Here is a 20,751-nt window from a genome sequence, read left to right as displayed (position 1 = left end):
TTACAACGAACATTTCCTCGAAAACGAGAATTTCAATAATAGTTAAAAGCTAGCTTTTTTTTGGCGCTGGCAATGCGGTTGGAAATTGTGTTTAAAATAAATTGCCAGAGCAATTTGATTTTATAAAGCAATCGAGCGCAATTGCAGTGGCAATTTTACATAGCGACTAATTATAGTACAAAAATGTAGTTCAAATGTTTCTTGATAAATCGCGTATTTGAAAAAACTTGAACCATTGTACAGAATATTCAATTTAAACGAGAATTAAAACACTAATGTTTAATGACCCAAGTACAAACGTTTATTATGAAAACAATACATTTTGGGATATTTTACATAATATAGAATTATAGCTACACATCTAAATTATTTTAACGAAGCCACAATTAGCTTTACATAATTACTCGATATAAGTCTAAAGACGTTATATCATTAATTATGTAAAATATCGCAAAAAGCGCTATTTCGCTAATTGTTATAAATGTACTATAATTAATATTATGTTAAATAGATTATTTTATAATAAAGAGTTATTAAATAATCCTACTCAAAATAAACATCCTATTTTTGCCGAATGCAAAAACATAAAAAATCTAGATTAGAGTTTATTGGTTTAATGGCAGCCTTAATGTCGTTAGTAGCATTATCTATTGATGCATTATTACCTGCTTTAGAACAAATAGGAATCAGTATTAATATACCACAAAATTCAGACGATAATCAGTTACTAGTAACTATGATTTTTTTAGGATTGGGTTTTGGCCAGTTAATTTCGGGACCTATATCAGATAGTTTAGGAAGAAAACCTGTAATATATTTTGGTTTCATCGTTTTTATTATTGCCAGTTTTATATGTATCAGCGCTACAAGTATAGAAATGATGGTTTTTGGTAGAATATTACAAGGTATTGGTTTATCTGCTCCGAGAACAATTAGTATTGCTATGGTAAGAGATAGTTTTGAAGGTAATTATATGGCCAAAATAATGTCTTTTATAGTGGTTATTTTCATCCTAGTTCCTGTTGTAGCGCCTGCTATTGGTAAGTTGATGTTAGATGCTTACGGTTGGAAATTTATATTTTATAGTCAATTAATATATGGCTTTATTGTTATGATTTGGTTATGGAAGCGCCAGCCAGAAACATTAAAAAAAGAAAACAGAACAACCTTGTCTTTTAGTCTTTTTATTGAAGGAACAAAGGAATTTTTAAAACATAAACAAGCCGTTGTATTTACCTTAATATCTGGGTTTATAACAGGTTCTTTTATGGTGTATTTAAGTGCTTCACAACGTATTTTTCAAGTACAATATGATTTAGCAAATGAATTTCCATACATATTTGCAGGTTTAGCAATATCGGTAGGATTTGCAACTTTTTTAAACGGAACTTTTGTAATGAAGTTCGGAATGTTAAAATTAATTTCTACTTTTTTAATTGTTTTTACTTTAATTCCAATTATTTATATCGTCTTATTTTATGGAAAAGAAAATCCTAGTATTACTGTATTGATACCTTTTTTTGCCATACAGTTTTTCTCTATCGGTTTTCTCTTCGGAAATTTAAGAGCTTTAGCAATGCAACCTGTTGGTCATATTGCAGGTGTTGGAGCTGCAATAAACGGATTCGTATCTACAATTATGGCAGTTCCTATTGCTACCCTTATTGGAAAATATGTCGAAACCACTACCCTGCCTTTGTTTGTAGGTTTTTTAATTTGCGGAATTTTATCGTTATTATTATTGAACTTTACGAAGTTAAAAATTACAAATAATTAAACTTTATGAGCCTTACTATTCTTTTTGAAGACGATTATGTACTTTGTGTTGCCAAACCTAATAATGTAGTTGTACATCATGCGCATCATTCTAGAAATGTTTCTGATGAAGATTCTTTATTGCAATTATTATTTAATCAATTCGGTCATAAATTTTATCCGATACATCGATTAGATAGAAAAACTTCAGGAATCATTTTATTAGCTAAAGAAACCAAACATGTTTCTAAATTTCAAGAGTTATTTACAAATAATGAGATTCAAAAAACATATTACGGAATTGTAAGAGGACATTCTCCAGAAAGTAAAGTGATTAATTCTCCTGTAAAAGGAAGGGATTCTGATGTTTATAAAGAGGCAGAAACACATTTAAAAACGGTTACTAATGTTATTGTTGATATTCCTGTAAAACCTTACGATAGTTCTCGATATAGCTTAGTAGAGATGAAACCTACCACAGGAAGATTACATCAATTGCGTATTCATATGAATAAAATTAGCCATCCACTTATTGGTGATCCGAAATATGGTGACAAGAATCATAATGTAATGTTTATTGATAATTTTAACTGTGAAAACTTATTCTTACATGCCTATTCCTTAGAGTTTATACACCCTTTTTCTAACAAAAAACAACTAATAAAGGCTGATTTACCAAATGATTGGAATATCGTTTTTAAACGTTTTAATTGGAGTGTTTAAGGAAATAATATTAAAAATAATAGTGGAAAAATCATACCTAATAGCGCTAGCTTCCACCCTCTTTTAGAAAATCCGTTTTTACCTGCAGGGATTAAAATACCAGTAATAGCGATTAATAACATTGCTGCACCAAAAATATCAGAATACCATATCCAAAAATTATTTGTCGATTTATGTAAATACATAGCATGACCAATTATTGGCACTTTTCGTTTAAATTCTAAACTACCAATACCAGATTTCATATCAACATCTAAAATGGTATTATTCTTATAATATACTCTAAGTTTATTATCTCTTACTCTATGACCATCATATTTTAAATTAAAATCTTTAGTAGCATCTATAAGAAACTCTTTGGTTATATTTTTAGAATCTTTTGGCAAAGTAATAGCTACTTCTTTGTTTTCGTATGTATAATCCATCGGGTACCAATCTCCTCTATGGTTTAATATAATTCCCGAAAAAGAAAAAGCGATAATTAAACCTACATAAAAATAGGCAAAGTCTCTATGTAAACTACGATTTGTTACTTTCATTAAATTGATTTTAAAAAAACAAATATATCAGAATTAACTTTAAATAATATTTATAAACAAAAAAAGGTTGACAATTATGTCAACCTTTTTAATTTAATATGTAATTTTTTAAATTTCCTGAAAAATAGCGTGCATTAAACGTTTTTTGTCATTAATGCTTTCTTCTAAAGAAATCATAGTTTCTGTTCGGTTTACTCCACTAATATCATCTATTTTATAAATAATGTCTTTTGCATCATTAGTGCTTTTAGCTCTTACTTTACAAAAAATATTGTATTTACCAGCAGTAACATAAGCAACAGTTACGTTTGGTATTAAACGCAAACTATCTAAAACATGCTGAGTCATAGATGTTTTTTCTAAATATACACCTACATGAGCTATAAAAGTATATCCCATTTTATCGTAGTTCAAAGTTAGTGTTGAACCTTGAATAATACCTTCATCTTCCATCTTTTTAACACGCACGTGAATAGTACCAGCTGATACTAATAACTTTTTTGCAATGTCGGTAAAAGGAGTACGCGCATTTTCAATTAAAATATCTAAAATTTGATGATCAATCTCATCTAATACAAACTTTTTCATTTTTCTGTTTTATTCAAGTAATATTGCTAAAATATGATTTTTTTCTATTTAAAAAAGACTTTTACTGAGAAATATTTAGATTTATATCTTTTTCTTTGAATTCTTTATGCCCCAAATATGAAGATAAATCGCCTTCTTTTTCTTTAATTAAATCCAGTGCAAATTTACTATTTTCTAATTTCTCTACATACTGATATGCTACATCTTTTTGATTATTTTTTGACCTATAAATAACATCATAGAAGTTCTTGATATTGTTTGGAATAGATAAATAATCTACGTGATTTTCGAAGTTTTTAGCAACTGAAATATGATATATTCCTTGTAAAATAGCAAAGAAATTATATTTTCTTACGATTTCTCGTTCGTAATCATTCGGATAATGACCTCCTTCTATCAAAATAGTGTTATGTCCTAATTTCTGAAAATTATCTCCAGTTGCCGTCGGATAAAACTCATCAGTATAACGACCTATATAATTTGGAATTATTTTTTGAAGTAAGCCATTCATAGAGACTATAACATTCATAGTTTCTTTACGACCTTTTGTAATTTTGCGACTTTCTTCTTCTGAAGGAGCTAAAAATGAAATAGTAGCCGGGTTTTTGGTTCTCTCTACCCCAAAAATAGTTCTCTGATCATGAAGGTTAAAACAAAAATCTGGTTTAAACCTATCTAATATGCTACGTAATAACTTACTTTCTTTAGCTTGCAAAGCAACAGCATCTCTGTTTAAATCGATTCCATTCGCATTAACACGCGTATATACCTCTGCTCCATCAGGATTTAACATCGGTATAATTTTTATAGTACAGTTCTCTAAAACTGCTGTGACTATTTTATTTTTTGAGTGTAGTTTTATGAAATTTAAAAAATCGAACACTGCTTTAGTACCTGTACTTTCATTACCATGCATTTGGCTCCATACAAGTATTTTTCTTTTACCGGATCCTAATTTTAATTGATAAATATCCTTACCTACTTCAGATTTACCTATAATTTTATGTTCGATATTTTTATCTAAGCCATCAAAAAGAGGCTTAATATCATTAAGTGTTATATGTCTTCCTGATATTCTTTCTTCTTTAATTTCAGAATAATGTTCTTCTAAAAATGTAGCGTCTAAAAGATTCATATTATAAAGTAAACCAATCTGCAATTAATTCTTTTTCTATAGGCTCGGTTGTAGCATGGATATAATCATTTTTAACCATATCATACATATAATCTTTAGACCATTCTTCTATATTTTCAGTTAAGGTTTTTAATGAATTACAAATAAATTGTATTTCGGTATCTGTAATTGTAGGGTGTACAGACAAACGTACCCAACCTGGTTTATCAGTATTACAACCTTCTAATATTTGATCTTTTATTTTGTTTGATTTATCTAAATCTACATTTAATAAAAAGTGACCATAAGTACCGGCACAAGAACAACCTCCTCTTGTTTGAATTCCGAAACGATCGTTTAATAATTTAACTACTAAATTGAAATGGTATTTTTCATAGTAAAAAGAAAAAATACTCAATCGATCTTTAGTATTAGGCGCTAAAATTTTTACACCCTCTAAGTTTTCTAAACAATTAAAAATAATAGGGTTTATTTCATCTTCACGTTGTTTCATCTTATCAGTTCCCATCTGATTTTTTAACTGAATAGACAATGCTATTTTAATCGTTTGTAAAAAAGCTGGAGTTCCACCATCTTCTCGTGTTTCAACATCATCAAAATAATCATGTCCTCCCCAAGGATTGGTGTAGCTAACAGTTCCACCACCTGGATTATCAGGAATCATGTTTTTATATAATTTTTTATTAAAAATCAATACTCCAGAACTTCCTGGTCCTCCTAAAAATTTATGAGGAGAAAAGAAAACAGCATCTAAATACTCATCTTCATTTTCTGGATGCATATTTATATCAACATAAGGCGCCGAACAAGCAAAATCAACAAAACATAAACCTCCATATTTATGAATTAATGAAGCTACTTTATGATAATCTGTTTTAATACCTGTTACATTAGAACCTGCAATAATCGATGCAATTTTTATAGGCCTATCTATATACTCTTTTATGATTTCCTCAAACATTTCTAAGCATATAAGGCCTTCTTTGTTACAAGGTACAACAGCTACATCAGCTATTGTTTCTATCCATGATGTTTGGTTAGAGTGGTGCTCCATATGACTTACAAAAACAATCGGACGTTTTTCTTCAGGTATTTCTGTATGCTCTTTTAAGTTTTCAGAAACCTTTAAACCTAAAATACGTTGAAATTTATTTACAACACCCGTCATTCCTGATCCTTCAGTAATTAATACATCATCTTTTGAAGCATTTACATGACGCTTAATTATATTTCTAGCTTCATGATACGCTAATGTCATAGAGGCTCCTGAAGTAGATGTTTCTGTATGTGTATTTGCTACAAATGGGCCAAATTCATTTAATAACTTTTCTTCTATAGGTCTATATAATCTACCACTAGCAGTCCAATCAGTATATAACATTTTTTGTTCTCCATAAGGAGATGTATATGTTTGATTGATGCCAACAATGTTTTTTTTAAACTTAGCAAAATATTGTTCTAAATTCATAATCTTAATATTGTTTTTATGGTCTAAAATTAGATTTCTACTAAGAGTTAGCCTAAACGGTTTATAATATTAACTAATTTGTAACTTTTGTTTATTTAAAGTCTAAACTTACCTCCTATTAAAATAGTGTTTTCAAAGAAATAAAAACTTTAATATTATATTTTAAAACCACACTATATAGGTGATTTTTATTTTATTATTTGTTCTATTTCTGTTATAAATCGCTCTGCAAGTGTGTCTGCATTTTCTTGACTTGTACTTTCTGTATAAATTCTAACAATAGGTTCGGTATTCGATTTACGTAAGTGCACCCATTCTGTATCAAAATCAATTTTCACTCCATCAATTGTATTCACATCTTCGTCTTTATATTTAGAAGCCATTGTTTCTAAAATTTTATCAACATCGATTTGAGGTGTTAATTGTATTTTATTTTTACTCATAAAGTAACCAGGATAAGAATCTCTTAATTCTTTACAAGACATTTTTTTATGTGCTAAGTGCGATAAAAATAACGCAACACCAACTAATGAATCACGACCATAATGAGAAGCTGGGTAAATGATACCTCCATTTCCCTCGCCACCAATAACAGTATCGGTATCCTTCATCATTTGTACTACATTTACTTCTCCTACTGCAGAAGCAGTGTACGTGCCGCCATGTTTTTCGGTAACATCACGCAATGCTCTTGATGATGATAAGTTAGAAACCGTATTTCCGCCTCCTAATCTTCCTAATACATAATCTGCACAAGCTACTAAAGTATATTCTTCACCAAACATAGAACCGTCTTCAGATATTAATGCTAAACGATCAACATCAGGATCAACAACAATACCTAAGTCAGCTTTTTTCTTAACTACTAATTTAGAAATATCAGTTAAGTTCTCTTTTAAAGGTTCAGGGTTATGAGGAAACTGTCCGTTTGGCTCACAGTATAACTCTATACACTTAACGCCTAACTCTTTTAACAAAGCGGGAATAAAAATTCCTCCGGTAGAATTAACTCCGTCAACAACAACTTTAAACTTAGCTTTTTTAATAGCTTTTACATCAACTAAATCTAACTTTAAAACTTCTTTGATATGTTTTTTTAAGTATTTTTTATTTTTCTTGTAGGTACCTAAATCATCAACTTCAGCAAAAGTAAAATCTTCACTATCTGCTAATCGCAAGATTTCTTCTCCATCAGCACCATTTAAAAACTCTCCTTTCTCATTTAATAACTTTAAAGCATTCCATTGCTTCGGATTATGAGAAGCGGTTAAAATAATTCCTCCTTCTGCTTTTTCTAACGGAACAGCAACTTCAACGGTTGGTGTTGTAGATAATCCTAAATCAATTACATTAATACCTAAACCTACTAAAGTATTTGCTACTAAATTACTAATCATTTTACCAGAAATACGAGCATCTCTTCCTATAACAACTTTAATCTCCTTTGCACTCGGATTTCTTTTTTGAATAAATGCTCCGTATGCAGCAGCAAATTTTACAGCATCAACCGGAGTAAGGTTTTCACCAGTGTTTCCTCCTATTGTTCCTCTAATTCCTGATATAGATTTTATAAGTGTCATCTTTCTTTTTATTTTAATCACAAATATACTAGTATTTAAGAAAATACTAACACTTCAAAAGAGGTTTAACTGTAACATAAGTTACACATAGTACTAATTATGTTTTAATATTAAATTTGTGAAATAGTATATAAAACAAATAAAAACTCCTTAAACTAAATTTAAGAAGTTTTTATTTTAAATATGATGAGAATTTTATTAATCTACCACACTAGATGTTGTAGTAATAGTGTTATTTTCATCTATAGAAATTTTATATGTTCTACAAAATGCCATGGTAACTGTTTCTACTACTTCTGTTTTATCTTTTAGAACAATTGTATACTCAATTACACCTGCTGCATAGCTTACAGAGTTAGATGACATACCTGGTTCTATATTATTAATATTTTCAGTATTTCCTCCTGAAGTTTTAATTTGTACGCTCACATCATCTATTCCATTATTTATAACTCTTGCTGAAGGGTTTTGATTATCACAACCAGAACAACTATTTAAAGTTATAGCAAAAATAAATACTAATAAAGCACTTGTAACTTTTTTTAATAATTTCATAATATTCTTAATGTTTTATTTTAAGCAATATAGGCATAAAGTAATTTACCTATTATTATTATTATCTGTAAAGTTGGAAATAAAAAAAAACCACTACTTGCGTAGCGGTTTTAAAATTTATGATTTCAGGAGATTATTTTCCTTCCATTTTTCTTTTTAATTCAGCTAATCCACCAATATCTCCTAAAGTAGTTTTTTCTACGTCAGCAGCTTTTTTAGCAGCAGCCTTGATGTTTTTCTTTTCTTCTTCTTTGAAAAGAGAAGTATGAGAAACAACAATTCTACGGTATTCTTTACTAAATTCAGTAACGATGAACTTTACAGCATCACCTTTTTCTAATTTAGAACCGTCTTCTTTTTCTAAGAAACGAGTTGGAGCGAATGCTTCGATACCATCTGCAAATACTACAGTTGCACCTTTATCATTCTTCTCTTTAATAGAACCTTCGTGAGTAGATCCGATTGTATACGTAGCTTCATGAGCATCCCAAGGATTATCTTGAGTTTGCTTGTGACCTAAGTTTAACTTACGGTTTTCTACATCTAATTCTAATACTTGAACTTCTAATTTATCACCAACAGTTACAAAATCTGATGGGTGCTTAATTTTCTTAGTCCAAGATAAATCAGAGATATACACTAATCCGTCAATTCCCTCTTCTAATTCAACGAATACACCAAAGTTAGTGTAGTTACGCACAGTACCAGTATGAGTTGAGTTTACAGGATATTTAGTTGTAATATCTGTCCATGGATCTGGGTGTAATTGCTTCATACCTAAAGACATCTTACGATCTTCACGATCTAATGTTAAGATTTGAGCTTCTACTTCATCACCAACTTTTACGAAATCTTGCGCAGAACGTAAGTGTGTAGACCAAGACATTTCAGAAACGTGAATTAATCCTTCAACACCTTCTTCAACCTCTACGAATGCACCGTAATCAGCTAAAACAACAACTTTACCTTTTACTTTATCACCTACTGCTAATTCAGTATTTAAAGCTTCCCAAGGATGAGCAGATAATTGTTTTAATCCTAATTGGATTCTAGATTTGTTATCGTCAAAGTCTAAAATTACAACATTTAATTTCTGATCTAATTCAACAACCTCATTCGGGTGGTTGATACGAGACCAAGATAAATCAGTAATATGTACTAATCCGTCAACACCACCTAAATCAACAAAGACACCATAAGAAGTAATGTTTTTAACAACACCTTCTAATACTTGTCCTTTTTCTAATTGACCGATGATTTCTTTTTTCTGATCTTCTAAATCTGCTTCGATTAACGCTTTATGAGATACTACTACGTTCTTAAATTCGTGGTTGATTTTCACAACTTTGAATTCCATAGTTTTCTCTACATACTGATCGTAATCTCTAATAGGCTTCACGTCAATTTGAGAACCTGGTAAGAATGCTTCAATACCAAATACATCAACGATCATACCTCCACGAGTTCTACACTTAACAAAACCGTTAACGATTTCACCAGTTTCATGTGCATTATTAACACGTTCCCATGCTTTAATTACACGTGCTTTTTTGTGAGATAACACTAATTGACCAGAAGCATCTTCTCTTTTGTCAACTAATACCTCTACAGAATCACCAACAGCTAAACCTGGATTGTAACGGAATTCGTTTAAAGAAATTACTCCCTCTGACTTAGAGTTAATATCGATAATTGCATCTCTATCAGTAATTCTTGTAACTTTACCTTCAATTACATCACGTTCGTTTACAAAACCTACTGTACCTTCTAAGGCTTTTTCGAATTCTTGTAATTTAGATTCATCAACTTCATCAATACCTTCTTCGTATTTATGCCAGTTAAATGTTGCTAAAAATTCTGCTGGATTTACTGTAACTGCTTCTGCAGTTGTTTTTGTTTCTTCAGACATTCTGAATAATACTTTGTATCTTTTTGTTAGCCAGATTCTTAACAACACTAACGCCAAGAGAAATTTATATAAATTTTATTTTCTCGTTCCTTTTATAAATCTGTTATTGTAAAAAGGAGTGCAAATTTACGAAGTTTTATTTAAATAACCTATAAAGGTTTTGGTTTTAAGTAAGTTGACTAAAAATATTTCTACTCGTTTATAAAATTAAATACAGGTGCTAAACTTTCTGTAGGACTTTCTTCCATAGGAGTATGCCCAACTTCTTTTAAGATTATTAAACTATTATTAGGTAAGTCTTTTTGAAATTGATACGCATTTTTTAAAGGAATTAAAAAATCTTCTGCTCCCCAAAGTATCAATGTTGGTTGCTTGATTGTTTTAATTTTAGCATACGAACTTGCAGGTGATTTCATATTAAAACGATCTACAAAAGCCTGACGATTCCCTTCTCTTAAGGTAAGGTCAAAATAGCGATCTACTAAAGAATCGGTTACTTTAGATGTATCATAATACACATTCTCTACACTCGATTTCACTACAAAACGAGGCGTTATATACGTAAGTAGCTTGCTAAGAACAGGTGTTTGAGCTATTTTAAAAGCAAGAGGAACACTTTTAGATTCCATAGGATAACCAGCAGCATCAATTAAAATTAACTTTGATACCATCGATGGTTCTTTTACCGCAAAATTCCAAGCTATTTGTCCGCCTAAAGAATTACCTGCTATGATACATTTTTCGATAGCTAACTTTTTTAAAAACCTAGCTACAAAATTGGTGTAATTGGTCATCGAATAATTACGATCAGGAAATGGCCCTGTTAATCCGTATGCAGGAAGATCCATTCTTAAAACTCTTTTTGTTTTCTTTAAAGTATCCGTCCAAGCATCAAAAGTGTGTAAACTTGATCCTGTACCGTGAATAAGTAAAATTGGAATTGAATCATTTTTATTTCCTTCATCACGGTAATGGATATCCATTCCGTTTACAGAAATAAACGAAGATGCTTCGTTTACATATTTTTCTTTCAATTCATTTAAAGGTATATCTCTATGCCCATATAAAAAGATTATTCCTATAACAATCAATAAAATAAAAGTTAAAGCAATTTTAATAATTTTGATAAAGTATTTCATTAAGTAAATTTGGATGTTAGCCCGGTTTTTTAATTAAAATTTATTTTTTCGGAATTTGATCCATGGCATGCTCAGCGATTGCTGTAATTGACAATGATGGATTCACCCCCGGATTTGCAGAAATCATAGATCCATCAATAATATAAAGATCATTATAACCAAAAACTTGATTATTTTTATTGATAACACCTTCTGACGAATTTTCGCTCATTACCGCACCACCCAAAACATGTGCTGTTGACGGAATTCCTGCCAAGGTTTCTAAGGCAAACGAAGTGCTTACGCCATTTACGGCCTTGCTATATTCTTCTACCAACTTGCGAGACTCTTTAATAAACGGAGTTGGTTTTTTACCTGTACTTACTGTTGAAGTCATCAATCCAAAAATATTTCTTTTAAATCGAAGCGTACTATCTAAAGTTTGCATAAAAAGCAGTACCACCGTTTTCTTTGCCCAGCTATTAGCAAAATAAATTTTAAAATATTTAATAGGCGATTTTACTAAAGACACAAATATCATAGCGATACGAGCAAAAACATTTGTGTTTGTAACATATGGTAAATGCAAAAACTTCCATGCATTAGAACCTTCTGCATATCTAACAATTTCTAGGTGAGAATTCTCATCAGTATCTAAAATACTACCGATTGCTACTCCTTTTGAATAATTCTTGTCTTTTTCGAGACTAGAAACACTTACCAAAGTTTCGTTATTTGTTCTTATATCTTGACCTAACCTGTCTGAAATATTAGGTAATGAATTCATTTTTAATTTTAGTAAAAGTTTAACTGTCCCCATCACTCCGCCTGAAAAAATTACACCTTTACTTTTAATTTTTCTTTTTTTAGTAAATAATTTTGTGCTGGTTTTTATAGCTACTTCATAACCTGTATTTCCATCACTTAAAGTTGCAGGAATAACATCATAAACTTCGTTTTCTGCTATGATTTCTGTACCCAATTTTTGAGATAGGTACAAGTAGTTTTTATCTAAAGTATTTTTAGAATTATTCCTACATCCTGTCATACAAGCACCACAGAAATTACATCCTGTTCTTTCTGGACCTTTACCATTAAAATAAGGATCTTCTTTAGTTACATTTTCTTCGCCAAAATACACAGCAACATCCGGAGCGTCAAACTTACTCTCCATCCCTAATTTTTCGGCTACTTTTTTAAGACCTATATCTCCATCAAACAATTGCGGATTTTTACTTGCTCCAAGCATTCGCAATGCTTCTTTATAATAAGGTGCTAATTCGGTTTCCCAATCTTTTAAGTTACTCCAACTACCGGTTCTAAAAAAAGTTGATTTAGGAACAGGTAGTGTATTGGCATAGACCAAAGAACCACCACCAACACCAGAACCCGATAATATTGCTACGTGTTTAAAAATGGTTAATTTCATGATACCGAAGAAACGTAACCTTGGCATCCAAAGCCATTTCTTAAAATTCCAGTTTGTTTTAGGGAAATCTTTAGCTTTAAACCATTTTCCTTTCTCAACAACTAAAACCTTGTATCCTTTTTCTGATAATCGTAAAGCACTTACAGAACCACCAAAACCGCTACCAATTATTATATAATCGTATTCTTTCTCTAAACTCACTAATTTATATTTAAATATCTCTTATTTTACTTCAGATATTGTTAGAATACCAAGTTATAAGATTTTATGATAAGAATCAAACTGTATTTTATTCAGTTATACATTTTATAAATAGGTAATGTAAAGTAAGTCTATTCTTTAGCTCCATGACTTTTTGCTATTTCTATCCAATGTTCAGAAATCCCTTTAGTGTCAGCTCCTAAACCTCTAGATAAATGCAATGCTACTGCAATTAGTAGAACGGATGCTTTATGAAGTTCTTCTAATGTTTGTATTGCTCCGAATTCTTCTTGTGCTTTTTGAAGTAATAAATCGTTGTGTTTTTGTGTAAAAATAATAGGATCTTCAGCATCAATAGTTATATCAGGTATCATCAAACAATCTAACCACTCCTCACCTATTCTATTTGCTGATAATTCATGTGTTTCGATTCCTGTTTCTCTCCATAAAGCTAGTGTTTTAGTGTCTCCAGACACAGCTAAACCAGTATCTAAAAGTAATTCGAAGCCAATATCAGCAATATTTTGCATCACTATTAAATATTCATCTAAAGCTTTTTCAAATTTATCAGCTTTTTGGCCTTTAAGATAATCACCAACACTCAATTTTGGTAAATCTAAAACTTCAGCACAATCTGTTAAGCAAGGGAATTGTTTTCCTTCATAAATATATGCTGCTTTATCAAATTGCACCTGGCGACCTAGCGGATATAAACGACAAGCCAAGGGACGACCTTCGTGAACGCTACATCCAGCATTATCTAAATATAAACTACACGCATGTTGCCCTTTTTTATCTTGTTTGCCATTAAAAAGCAGTTGAATTCCGCCAAATTTAGTATGTAAATCTCTAAACTCTTTCGGAGTTGTTTTTTTTTCTTTACTAAAACGAAACAATTCCCAAGGATTAAGCATTACATCTTTACCAAAACAACAAGTTCCCGATCGAGAACACGTAAGCGGTAATACACTGTTAGTAGTAAGTTTGGTTATTTGCATTTTAAATTATGATGATTTATATGTAACTACAATTCTTTAATTGTAACCTTAAAAAGGTTGTCAAAAATATCGAATATCATTTGTGCCTCTTTTTTACGAACAGAAATAGTGTATTGGCAATCCATTTCTAATTTTTGAGCTATAATATTTAGATTTCGTTCTTTAACCACGCGTTGTACCTTATTCATCATATCGTAATCAAAAGTTAATTGATACTGAATATCTATGGTTTTTTCTTTGATATTGGAAATCTCTAAAGCTAACTGAGCTGAAGTTCTATAAGCATTTATCAAACCTCCTACTCCTAATTTTGTACCACCGAAATAACGTACAGAAACAATTAAAATATTGGTAACATCAAAAGCTTGTATTTGTCCGTAAATGGGCATTCCGGCAGAATTACTAGGTTCACCATCATCATTGGCTCTAAAACGAATTGTTTCTGTGCCAAATTGCCAAGCATAACAAAAATGGCGTGCCGAATGGTGTTTCTTTTTTAAACTTTCTATAGCTTCTTTAACATCGTCTTCTGTAAAAACAGGAAAAGCATAGCCAAAAAACTTACTATTTCTGTCTTTAAATAATGTTTCTTCAGAAGCAACATCAATCGTTTTGTAGGTGTCTTTTATCTCAATCATTACGCCGAAGCTACTAATAAAATACTAATTACAGCCAATCCTATTCCTATCCAATTTTTTTTGATCAATTTTTCTTTAAAAAAAGCCAATGCAAAAACGGTAGTTAAAATAACAATAGATACGTTGTTTATAGTGAATAAAGTTGAGCTCTCTAATCCTTCGGTTTGTAGTGCTTTTAATAAAAATTCCATCGAATAATAATTCGGAATTCCTAAAGCAATTCCTCCTAAAATATTTTTAGATTGAAACTTAAAACTTCCTTTTAGAATTTGTGTAATCATAAAAAGACAGCCCAATAAAAATGCACAACCAAAAATAGTTGCTAAAAACATTGGCACTGCTCCTTCTGATACATAAGTAGTTTCAGTATATTTTAAACCAGCATCAATAGTTCCCGAGCCTATAAATAATAATAAGGGGTATATTAAATTTTTAAATTTTACTGGAGAAATATCACTTTTAGCAGAAGATAAATAAACAGCAACTAACGCCATTAAAATCCCTGAAATTTTTACAAAGCCAACACTTTCTTTATATATAAAAACTCCCGCTACAACAGGTATAACTACCGACATTTTACCAGCTACAGAAGCAACTGATAATCCGTTTTTTTGAGCCGTTATCCCCATCACATTAAATATTGTGATAAACAAAAAACCTAAACAAAAAGCACCTAAAAACCAAGGTTCTTCTGGTATTTGTGCAATTGATAAAGAAACCTTTGAGGTAAACAAACCAAAAGACAAAGCGATAATATAATTTACAACAATGGCTTGTGAGGTGTTTATTTTAAAAACATCAAAAAGTTTAAAAATTACAAATATTAAACTTGACACTAAAACACTTAAAACTAAATAAATCAAACTAAAAATTCTTTTCTTTTTAATAAATCAACCACATCTTCTTTTCCCGGAATTAAATTCCAAACTTGCATTCCTAACTCTTTGGCTGCTTCCGTATTTTCTTTTAAGTCATCTACAAAAATAGTTTCTGATGCTTTTAAGTTATTTTCACTCAATACAAATTCATAAATATTTGCGTTTGGTTTCCTGAAGTTTATTTCATGCGATAAATAAAACTGCTCAAAGCAGCTTTTAAATTCATTATACAATTCAGTTCCCCAATTATTCTGAATCCAAGATATATGTAAATCGTTTGTATTACTTAATAAAAATAACCTGTATTTATTAGACCCTGCTAATTCTTTTAAAAAAACTAATCTGCGTTTCGGAAAATCTAATAAAATAGCATTCCAAGCATTCACTAAACTTTCACGACTTAACTGCGGAAATTTAGTTTTATAAAAATTCACAAACTCATCTGTAGAAATTAAACCCATTTCATATTTATGATAAGTTACAATCATGTCTTCAGAAATATTGGTTACGCCCAGTTTTGCTAATTCTTTATAAGTTGCTTCTTTATCTAAATTGATAAAGATATCACCAAAATCGAAAATTATGTTTTTAATCATTTATATATGTCTTTAATACATCGCCTTCGATGTTTTCTTCTTTCTTTAATTCTCCTTTTAAAACCGGAGCTACTACTCCACTTTTAAAGGTTGTCTTTCCTATAAATACTTTTGCTTCATCCCAAAGATGCGCATTAATAAAAGTTTGCAGTGTTTGTGTACCTCCTTCAATAATTACAGATTGAATATTATGTTTTTGTAAAACATCACATATTTGTTCCGCTACGCTGGATGAAAAATCTAAGTGTTCGTATGAGATTGCTTCACCCTGTTCGTAATGACAAATATTTTCTTGTTTATCAAAAAGAACAATCGTTTTTACTTTCTCATCGAATACTGTGGCATTTTTAGGGATTCGTAAGTTTTTATCTATTACAATTCGAATCGGATTATTTCCCGACCAACTGCGTACTGTTAATGACGGATTGTCTGCAATTACAGTATTTGTACCAACTAAAATAGCATGTTCTTCACTTCGCCATTTATGAACTAGCTGTTTTGAGTATTCGTTAGAAATCCAAACTGGTTTAGCGTCATTGTGAAGCAAGTTTTTTTGCTGAGGCAATCTCTTTATCGATTTAGAGGTTACTTCGCTTTGCTCGTAATGACGAAACGGCGCCACAAAACCATCCGAAGTTTCGGCCCATTTTAATATTATATAAGGTCGTTTTTTATTCTGAACAGTAAAAAAACGTTTATGATGTTGTTTGCATTCTGCTTCTAAAACACCAACAATTACATTGATTCCTGCTTTTTTTAAACGCTCAATTCCTTTACCGGCAACCAAACTATTCGTGTCAACACAACCAATTACAACGTTAGATATTTTATGTTTTACGATTAAATCGGCACAAGGCGGTGTTTTACCAAAATGCGCACAAGGCTCTAAGGTTACGTAAATAGTTGCTTCTTTTAATAACTCTTTATTTACAACCGAATTTATGGCATTTACTTCTGCATGATTACCACCATAAATACTTGTATATCCTTCACCTATAATTTTATCATTACAAACAATAACGGCTCCAACTGACGGATTTGGACGTGCAGTACCAATACCATTTTTGGCTAATTGTAAACAACGTTGTATGTAATTTTCGTGCTTCAAAAAAACTAGAATTTTATTTTAATATCTTCTATTTTATCAATCGGATATACATCTGAAAAACCAAATATGGTATAACGTAAGTCTCCCTTAAACTGCACTTTTACACTTTTATTTAAAATTGAATTAATCAAACCTCCTAAAATTCCGTTTTTAGTATCTCCAAATATCTTTTTAGCAGGAATTACAACTTGCAACGGAATATTAAATTCGTTACGCGCAGGAACTTCAAACTCATCAGATGAAACCTGAGCCACTTCTTCGCCATTTACGATTACTTTAATTTCGTCTGTTGCTATTTTTCCACCAATATCATTGGGGTTTTTAAAGAAAGCTTTCGCTTGTAATCGAATTGTATCTGAAGAAATAGATAAAATTTTAATATTATCTATTTTTATAAATATTGGTTTCTCTTTTATAGAACAACTCACTATAAATAAAACAACTATAAAAAACCCCAATTTCTTCATCTCGATTCTTATTTTTTTAGGTAATTTGCAAAGCAAAAGTAAGGTATTCCTATGACTCCTTCTGATTTTATTATCCGAGAAATTAAACCTAGTGACAATCAACAAATAGCGAGCGTTATTAGAACTGTTTTAACTGAATTTGGCGCACCTAAAGTTGGTACCGCTTATGAAGATAAAGCAACTGATGAGATGTTTGAAACGTATCAAAAAGAAAAAACAGCTTATTTTGTAATAGAACATCAAAATAAAATAGTTGGCGGTGTTGGTTTTGCTGGTTTACCTGATTTTGAAGAGACTATTTGTGAACTACAAAAAATGTATTTTTTGCCAATAGCAAGAGGAAAAGGTTTAGGAAGCAAGCTAATTAATTATTGTTTATCTAAAGCAAAAGAAGAAAAATATAAGCAATGTTATTTAGAAACCATGCCGTATATGGATGCCGCGAGAGCTTTGTATGCCAAAAACGGATTTGTTAATTTAGAGGCTCCTATGGGAAATACAGGTCATTTTTCTTGTAATGTTTGGATGTTAAAAGATTTAATTAAGGCTTAAAAATGATTTTAAAAGAATTCAAAACATATTTTACAGAAGAATTATCAGCAATATATCCGGAAACAGAAATAACTTCTTTTTTCTTTTTATTGATTGAAGAAAAATTGGGGTTTCAACGCATTGATTCCGTTTTAAAAGCTGATTTTAATATTCCTTCGGATGTTTTAGCATTTTTTAATAAAGCGATAAAAAGATTACAAAAAGAAGAACCTATTCAGTATATACTAGGAAATACCGAATTTTACGGATTGCCTTTTTTAGTGAATAAAAACACTTTAATTCCAAGACCAGAAACCGAAGAATTGGTAGAATGGATTATCAATGAAGTTACAAAGTTGGAAAGCAAAAATGTTGCAAAATCTTTGAATGTCACTTCGAGCGCAGTCGAGAAATCTTTAACCCTGTTAGATATTGGAACCGGAACTGGTTGTATTCCTATTTCATTAAAACAGCAGTTACCAAATGCAATAATTTCAGCGATTGATGTATCTAAAAAAGCTTTAATTACTGCCAAAGAAAATGCGAAACTAAATTCAGTTGAAATTGATTTTTTTGAAGTTGATATTTTAAAGACTGAAAACTTAAATGTTATTGCGAATAAAATGAAGCAATCTTTTACTAAGAATGAGATTACTTCGTCGCACACTTCTCAGATTGACGTAAAATTAGATATTATTATTTCCAATCCACCTTACGTACGAGAACTTGAAAAAGCAGAAATTAAAAATAATGTTTTAGAAAACGAACCACATTTAGCTTTATTTGTTGATGACAATAATCCGTTAATATTCTATGATAAAATAGCCGATTTAGCAAAGCTTCATTTATCAGAAAACGGATTCTTATTTTTTGAAATCAATCAATATTTAGGAAAAGAAACTGTAAAAATGTTAGAAGATAAAGGTTTTAAAAACATTGAACTAAAAAAGGATTTTTCTGGTAACGACCGAATGATAAAAGCTAGTTTTTAAGCGCTAACATTGTTGTTTTTAATTTAGCAATTAATTCGTAAATCTCTTCTTCATTATAACTTGCAAAACCAATTCTAATCGCATTGTGATTTGTATTTACAGCTTCATAGCGAGAATAATCGCCAATTTCTAATTGGTGTTTTAAAGCCTCTTTTGTAACTTGTTTCCACGAATATTTTTGATTTAAAATTGCCCAAACAGCCATCCCTCCTTTTGGTTTCTCAAACTTAAAAAAGCCACCTAATTCTTTGTATAACAAGCAACAAAACAAGTCTCTTCGCTGCTTATAAACTTTCATTACTTTTCTAATATGTCTATCTAAATCACCCGATTTTATAAAATCTGCAAATGTTAATTCTAACAGCTCATCTCCTTGCCTATCCACTATTTTTCTGCGATTTGCAGCTTCATCTACAAACTCCTTAGACGCTATTAAATATCCAACTCTAAAAACAGGCGCCACCGTTTTACAAACCGAACCAATATAAATTACATTTTTATTTACATCATGACTCTTTAAAGGTAAAATTGGTGCATGATTGTAGTTAAAATCATAGTCGTAATCATCTTCTATAATAGCAAAATTGTATTGTTTAGAGAGATTTAATAAATGAATTCGTCTTTCAGCTGATAAGGTTACCGTGGTTGGATGATGATGATGAGAAGTTACATATACTGCTTTAATTTGTTGCTTTTTACAAATAATTTCAATTTCATCGGTTATAATTCCGTTTTCATCCACTAAAACAGTTTTTAACATTGCCTTTTGGTCTGAAAAAGTAGCATTTGCCGAAGCATAATTTGTTTCTCCAACTACAATAATATCTTGCTCTTTTAATAATAATTGAGATGATAACCAAATTCCCATCTGACTTCCGCGAGTTATTAAAACATTTTCTTTGGCTATTTGTAATCCTCTTGTTTCATTTAAATAAGTAACTAAAACTTCTCTTAATTTATCACTTCCGTAAACTGAGTTATACCCCAAATGTTTGTACACATTTTTTTTAGCTGCAATTCTTCTGTAAGTTCTTACAATTTCATCTATTGGTGTTAATCTCCCGTCAGAAACACCGTCATTAAGAGATAGCATAGCTTCATCTTTCTTTTTAGAAAAATTTTGAAACGCATTATTTTTGTAGAAAGAAAAACTAGTTTGTGTTTCTTCAGCATTAAAACCTAATTTAGAAAACGCTGTTTGTTGCAATAAAGGTAAATTACTATGCACAAAAGTTCCTTTTTTAGCAATACTTTCTACCCAACCTTGTAACATTAACTCCTCATAACAAGCAACAACCGTTTTTCTATGCACGTTTAACAACTCTGCTAAACTTCTACTTCCTGGAAGTTTGGTTTTAGGTTTTAATTTTTGTTCTTTTATCAATTGAATAAACTGATTAGACAATTGTAAGTACAAAGATTGAGAACCTTTTCTATCTATCTTAAAACTGGTTTTATACGGAAACATCTGGACTACTTATTATATCTTTTCTGGATGATTATAACAATCCATAAATATATTATTTTTGAACAATAAAACATT

20 protein-coding genes are annotated in these 20,751 nt (G+C 30.5%); 4 read left to right on the top strand and 16 right to left on the bottom strand.

The window, feature by feature from the left end; genetic code table 11:
• Positions 1-574: 574 nt before the first annotated feature.
• The gene (locus H0I30_RS01250; protein WP_218772501.1) at positions 575-1,777 is read left to right on the top strand and encodes a multidrug effflux MFS transporter; all 1,203 of its coding nucleotides are present in this window, start codon (positions 575-577) and stop codon (positions 1,775-1,777) included.
• A 5-nt stretch (positions 1,778-1,782) separates the two neighbouring features.
• On the top strand, positions 1,783-2,478 hold the full coding sequence (locus H0I30_RS01245; protein ID WP_218772500.1) for a pseudouridine synthase: 696 nt from the start codon (positions 1,783-1,785) through the stop codon (positions 2,476-2,478).
• On the opposite strand, the gene H0I30_RS01240 is transcribed toward H0I30_RS01245, so the two are convergent.
• The 15 genes from H0I30_RS01240 to H0I30_RS01170 form a co-directional block, all read right to left on the bottom strand.
• Positions 2,475-3,017 (bottom strand): PepSY-associated TM helix domain-containing protein, encoded by a 543-nt coding sequence (locus tag H0I30_RS01240; RefSeq protein ID WP_218772499.1) that lies wholly within the window; start codon positions 3,015-3,017, stop codon positions 2,475-2,477. The genes H0I30_RS01245 and H0I30_RS01240 overlap by 4 nt on opposite strands.
• Before the next feature lie 108 nt (positions 3,018-3,125).
• Positions 3,126-3,605, bottom strand: a complete 480-nt coding sequence (locus tag H0I30_RS01235) for an Lrp/AsnC family transcriptional regulator (RefSeq protein ID WP_218772498.1) — start codon at positions 3,603-3,605, stop codon at positions 3,126-3,128.
• A 61-nt stretch (positions 3,606-3,666) separates the two neighbouring features.
• Positions 3,667-4,740, bottom strand: a complete 1,074-nt coding sequence (locus H0I30_RS01230) for a M14 metallopeptidase family protein (RefSeq protein ID WP_218772497.1) — start codon at positions 4,738-4,740, stop codon at positions 3,667-3,669.
• Between the two features lies 1 nt (position 4,741).
• Complete coding sequence (locus tag H0I30_RS01225) at positions 4,742-6,208, bottom strand: aminotransferase class V-fold PLP-dependent enzyme (protein ID WP_218772496.1); 1,467 nt, start codon at positions 6,206-6,208, stop codon at positions 4,742-4,744.
• A 188-nt stretch (positions 6,209-6,396) separates the two neighbouring features.
• Positions 6,397-7,788, bottom strand: a complete 1,392-nt coding sequence (glmM, locus tag H0I30_RS01220) for a phosphoglucosamine mutase (RefSeq protein ID WP_218772495.1) — start codon at positions 7,786-7,788, stop codon at positions 6,397-6,399.
• 198 nt (positions 7,789-7,986) lie between these two features.
• Positions 7,987-8,343 (bottom strand): hypothetical protein, encoded by a 357-nt coding sequence (locus H0I30_RS01215; RefSeq protein WP_218772494.1) that lies wholly within the window; start codon positions 8,341-8,343, stop codon positions 7,987-7,989.
• Between the two features lie 133 nt (positions 8,344-8,476).
• Positions 8,477-10,252 (bottom strand): 30S ribosomal protein S1, encoded by a 1,776-nt coding sequence (gene rpsA, locus H0I30_RS01210; RefSeq protein ID WP_218772493.1) that lies wholly within the window; start codon positions 10,250-10,252, stop codon positions 8,477-8,479.
• A gap of 191 nt (positions 10,253-10,443) precedes the next feature.
• Positions 10,444-11,391: an alpha/beta fold hydrolase gene (locus tag H0I30_RS01205; RefSeq protein WP_218772492.1), complete on the bottom strand. Its 948-nt coding sequence runs from the start codon at positions 11,389-11,391 to the stop codon at positions 10,444-10,446.
• Between the two features lie 40 nt (positions 11,392-11,431).
• Positions 11,432-13,000, bottom strand: coding sequence for a GMC oxidoreductase (locus tag H0I30_RS01200; protein ID WP_218772491.1), 1,569 nt, complete (start codon positions 12,998-13,000; stop codon positions 11,432-11,434).
• 131 nt (positions 13,001-13,131) lie between these two features.
• Entirely contained in the window at positions 13,132-13,998 is an 867-nt protein-coding gene (locus H0I30_RS01195; protein WP_218772490.1) for a YkgJ family cysteine cluster protein, read from the bottom strand.
• Between the two features lie 26 nt (positions 13,999-14,024).
• Positions 14,025-14,636 carry a YigZ family protein gene (locus H0I30_RS01190; RefSeq protein WP_218772489.1) on the bottom strand — a complete coding sequence of 204 codons (612 nt, stop codon included), beginning with the start codon at positions 14,634-14,636 and terminating at the stop codon, positions 14,025-14,027.
• Complete coding sequence (locus H0I30_RS01185; protein WP_370624063.1) at positions 14,636-15,472, bottom strand: EamA/RhaT family transporter; 837 nt, start codon at positions 15,470-15,472, stop codon at positions 14,636-14,638. The genes H0I30_RS01190 and H0I30_RS01185 overlap by 1 nt, the downstream gene beginning before the upstream one ends.
• Before the next feature lie 23 nt (positions 15,473-15,495).
• Positions 15,496-16,110 (bottom strand): HAD-IA family hydrolase, encoded by a 615-nt coding sequence (locus H0I30_RS01180; RefSeq protein ID WP_218772487.1) that lies wholly within the window; start codon positions 16,108-16,110, stop codon positions 15,496-15,498.
• Positions 16,103-17,218 carry a bifunctional diaminohydroxyphosphoribosylaminopyrimidine deaminase/5-amino-6-(5-phosphoribosylamino)uracil reductase RibD gene (ribD, locus tag H0I30_RS01175; RefSeq protein ID WP_218772486.1) on the bottom strand — a complete coding sequence of 372 codons (1,116 nt, stop codon included), beginning with the start codon at positions 17,216-17,218 and terminating at the stop codon, positions 16,103-16,105. Before ribD ends, H0I30_RS01180 begins: the two co-directional genes overlap by 8 nt.
• Before the next feature lie 5 nt (positions 17,219-17,223).
• Positions 17,224-17,685, bottom strand: a complete 462-nt coding sequence (locus tag H0I30_RS01170; protein ID WP_218772485.1) for an LEA type 2 family protein — start codon at positions 17,683-17,685, stop codon at positions 17,224-17,226.
• A 51-nt stretch (positions 17,686-17,736) separates the two neighbouring features.
• On the opposite strand from H0I30_RS01170, the gene H0I30_RS01165 reads away from it, so the two are divergent.
• Positions 17,737-18,237, top strand: coding sequence for a GNAT family N-acetyltransferase (locus H0I30_RS01165; RefSeq protein WP_218772484.1), 501 nt, complete (start codon positions 17,737-17,739; stop codon positions 18,235-18,237).
• Positions 18,238-18,239: 2 nt separating this feature from the next.
• Entirely contained in the window at positions 18,240-19,208 is a 969-nt protein-coding gene (gene prmC, locus H0I30_RS01160; protein WP_218772483.1) for a peptide chain release factor N(5)-glutamine methyltransferase, read from the top strand.
• Here the strand turns inward: prmC and H0I30_RS01155 are convergent.
• Positions 19,198-20,676: a PLP-dependent aminotransferase family protein gene (locus tag H0I30_RS01155; protein ID WP_218772482.1), complete on the bottom strand. Its 1,479-nt coding sequence runs from the start codon at positions 20,674-20,676 to the stop codon at positions 19,198-19,200. The genes prmC and H0I30_RS01155 overlap by 11 nt on opposite strands.
• Between the last annotated feature and the right edge of the window lie 75 nt (positions 20,677-20,751).

It is taken from the genome of Tenacibaculum sp. AHE14PA (assembly GCF_019278465.1).
Lineage (GTDB): Bacteria > Bacteroidota > Bacteroidia > Flavobacteriales > Flavobacteriaceae > Polaribacter > Polaribacter bernardetii.
This window is presented reverse-complemented; position numbering and strand designations above follow the sequence as displayed.

What these genes read in the sequence shown, in the direction of transcription:
- H0I30_RS01250 (WP_218772501.1), top strand. Translation starts at nt 575, where the DNA reads ATGCAAAAACATAAAAAATCTAGATTAGAGTTTATTGGTTTAATGGCA.
- H0I30_RS01245 (WP_218772500.1), top strand. Translation starts at nt 1,783, where the DNA reads ATGAGCCTTACTATTCTTTTTGAAGACGATTATGTACTTTGTGTTGCC.
- H0I30_RS01240 (WP_218772499.1), bottom strand. Translation starts at nt 3,017, where the DNA reads ATGAAAGTAACAAATCGTAGTTTACATAGAGACTTTGCCTATTTTTAT.
- H0I30_RS01235 (WP_218772498.1), bottom strand. Translation starts at nt 3,605, where the DNA reads ATGAAAAAGTTTGTATTAGATGAGATTGATCATCAAATTTTAGATATT.
- H0I30_RS01230 (WP_218772497.1), bottom strand. Translation starts at nt 4,740, where the DNA reads ATGAATCTTTTAGACGCTACATTTTTAGAAGAACATTATTCTGAAATT.
- H0I30_RS01225 (WP_218772496.1), bottom strand. Translation starts at nt 6,208, where the DNA reads ATGAATTTAGAACAATATTTTGCTAAGTTTAAAAAAAACATTGTTGGC.
- glmM (WP_218772495.1), bottom strand. Translation starts at nt 7,788, where the DNA reads ATGACACTTATAAAATCTATATCAGGAATTAGAGGAACAATAGGAGGA.
- H0I30_RS01215 (WP_218772494.1), bottom strand. Translation starts at nt 8,343, where the DNA reads ATGAAATTATTAAAAAAAGTTACAAGTGCTTTATTAGTATTTATTTTT.
- rpsA (WP_218772493.1), bottom strand. Translation starts at nt 10,252, where the DNA reads ATGTCTGAAGAAACAAAAACAACTGCAGAAGCAGTTACAGTAAATCCA.
- H0I30_RS01205 (WP_218772492.1), bottom strand. Translation starts at nt 11,391, where the DNA reads ATGAAATACTTTATCAAAATTATTAAAATTGCTTTAACTTTTATTTTA.
- H0I30_RS01195 (WP_218772490.1), bottom strand. Translation starts at nt 13,998, where the DNA reads ATGCAAATAACCAAACTTACTACTAACAGTGTATTACCGCTTACGTGT.
- H0I30_RS01190 (WP_218772489.1), bottom strand. Translation starts at nt 14,636, where the DNA reads ATGATTGAGATAAAAGACACCTACAAAACGATTGATGTTGCTTCTGAA.
- H0I30_RS01180 (WP_218772487.1), bottom strand. Translation starts at nt 16,110, where the DNA reads ATGATTAAAAACATAATTTTCGATTTTGGTGATATCTTTATCAATTTA.
- H0I30_RS01170 (WP_218772485.1), bottom strand. Translation starts at nt 17,685, where the DNA reads ATGAAGAAATTGGGGTTTTTTATAGTTGTTTTATTTATAGTGAGTTGT.
- H0I30_RS01165 (WP_218772484.1), top strand. Translation starts at nt 17,737, where the DNA reads ATGACTCCTTCTGATTTTATTATCCGAGAAATTAAACCTAGTGACAAT.
- prmC (WP_218772483.1), top strand. Translation starts at nt 18,240, where the DNA reads ATGATTTTAAAAGAATTCAAAACATATTTTACAGAAGAATTATCAGCA.
- H0I30_RS01155 (WP_218772482.1), bottom strand. Translation starts at nt 20,676, where the DNA reads ATGTTTCCGTATAAAACCAGTTTTAAGATAGATAGAAAAGGTTCTCAA.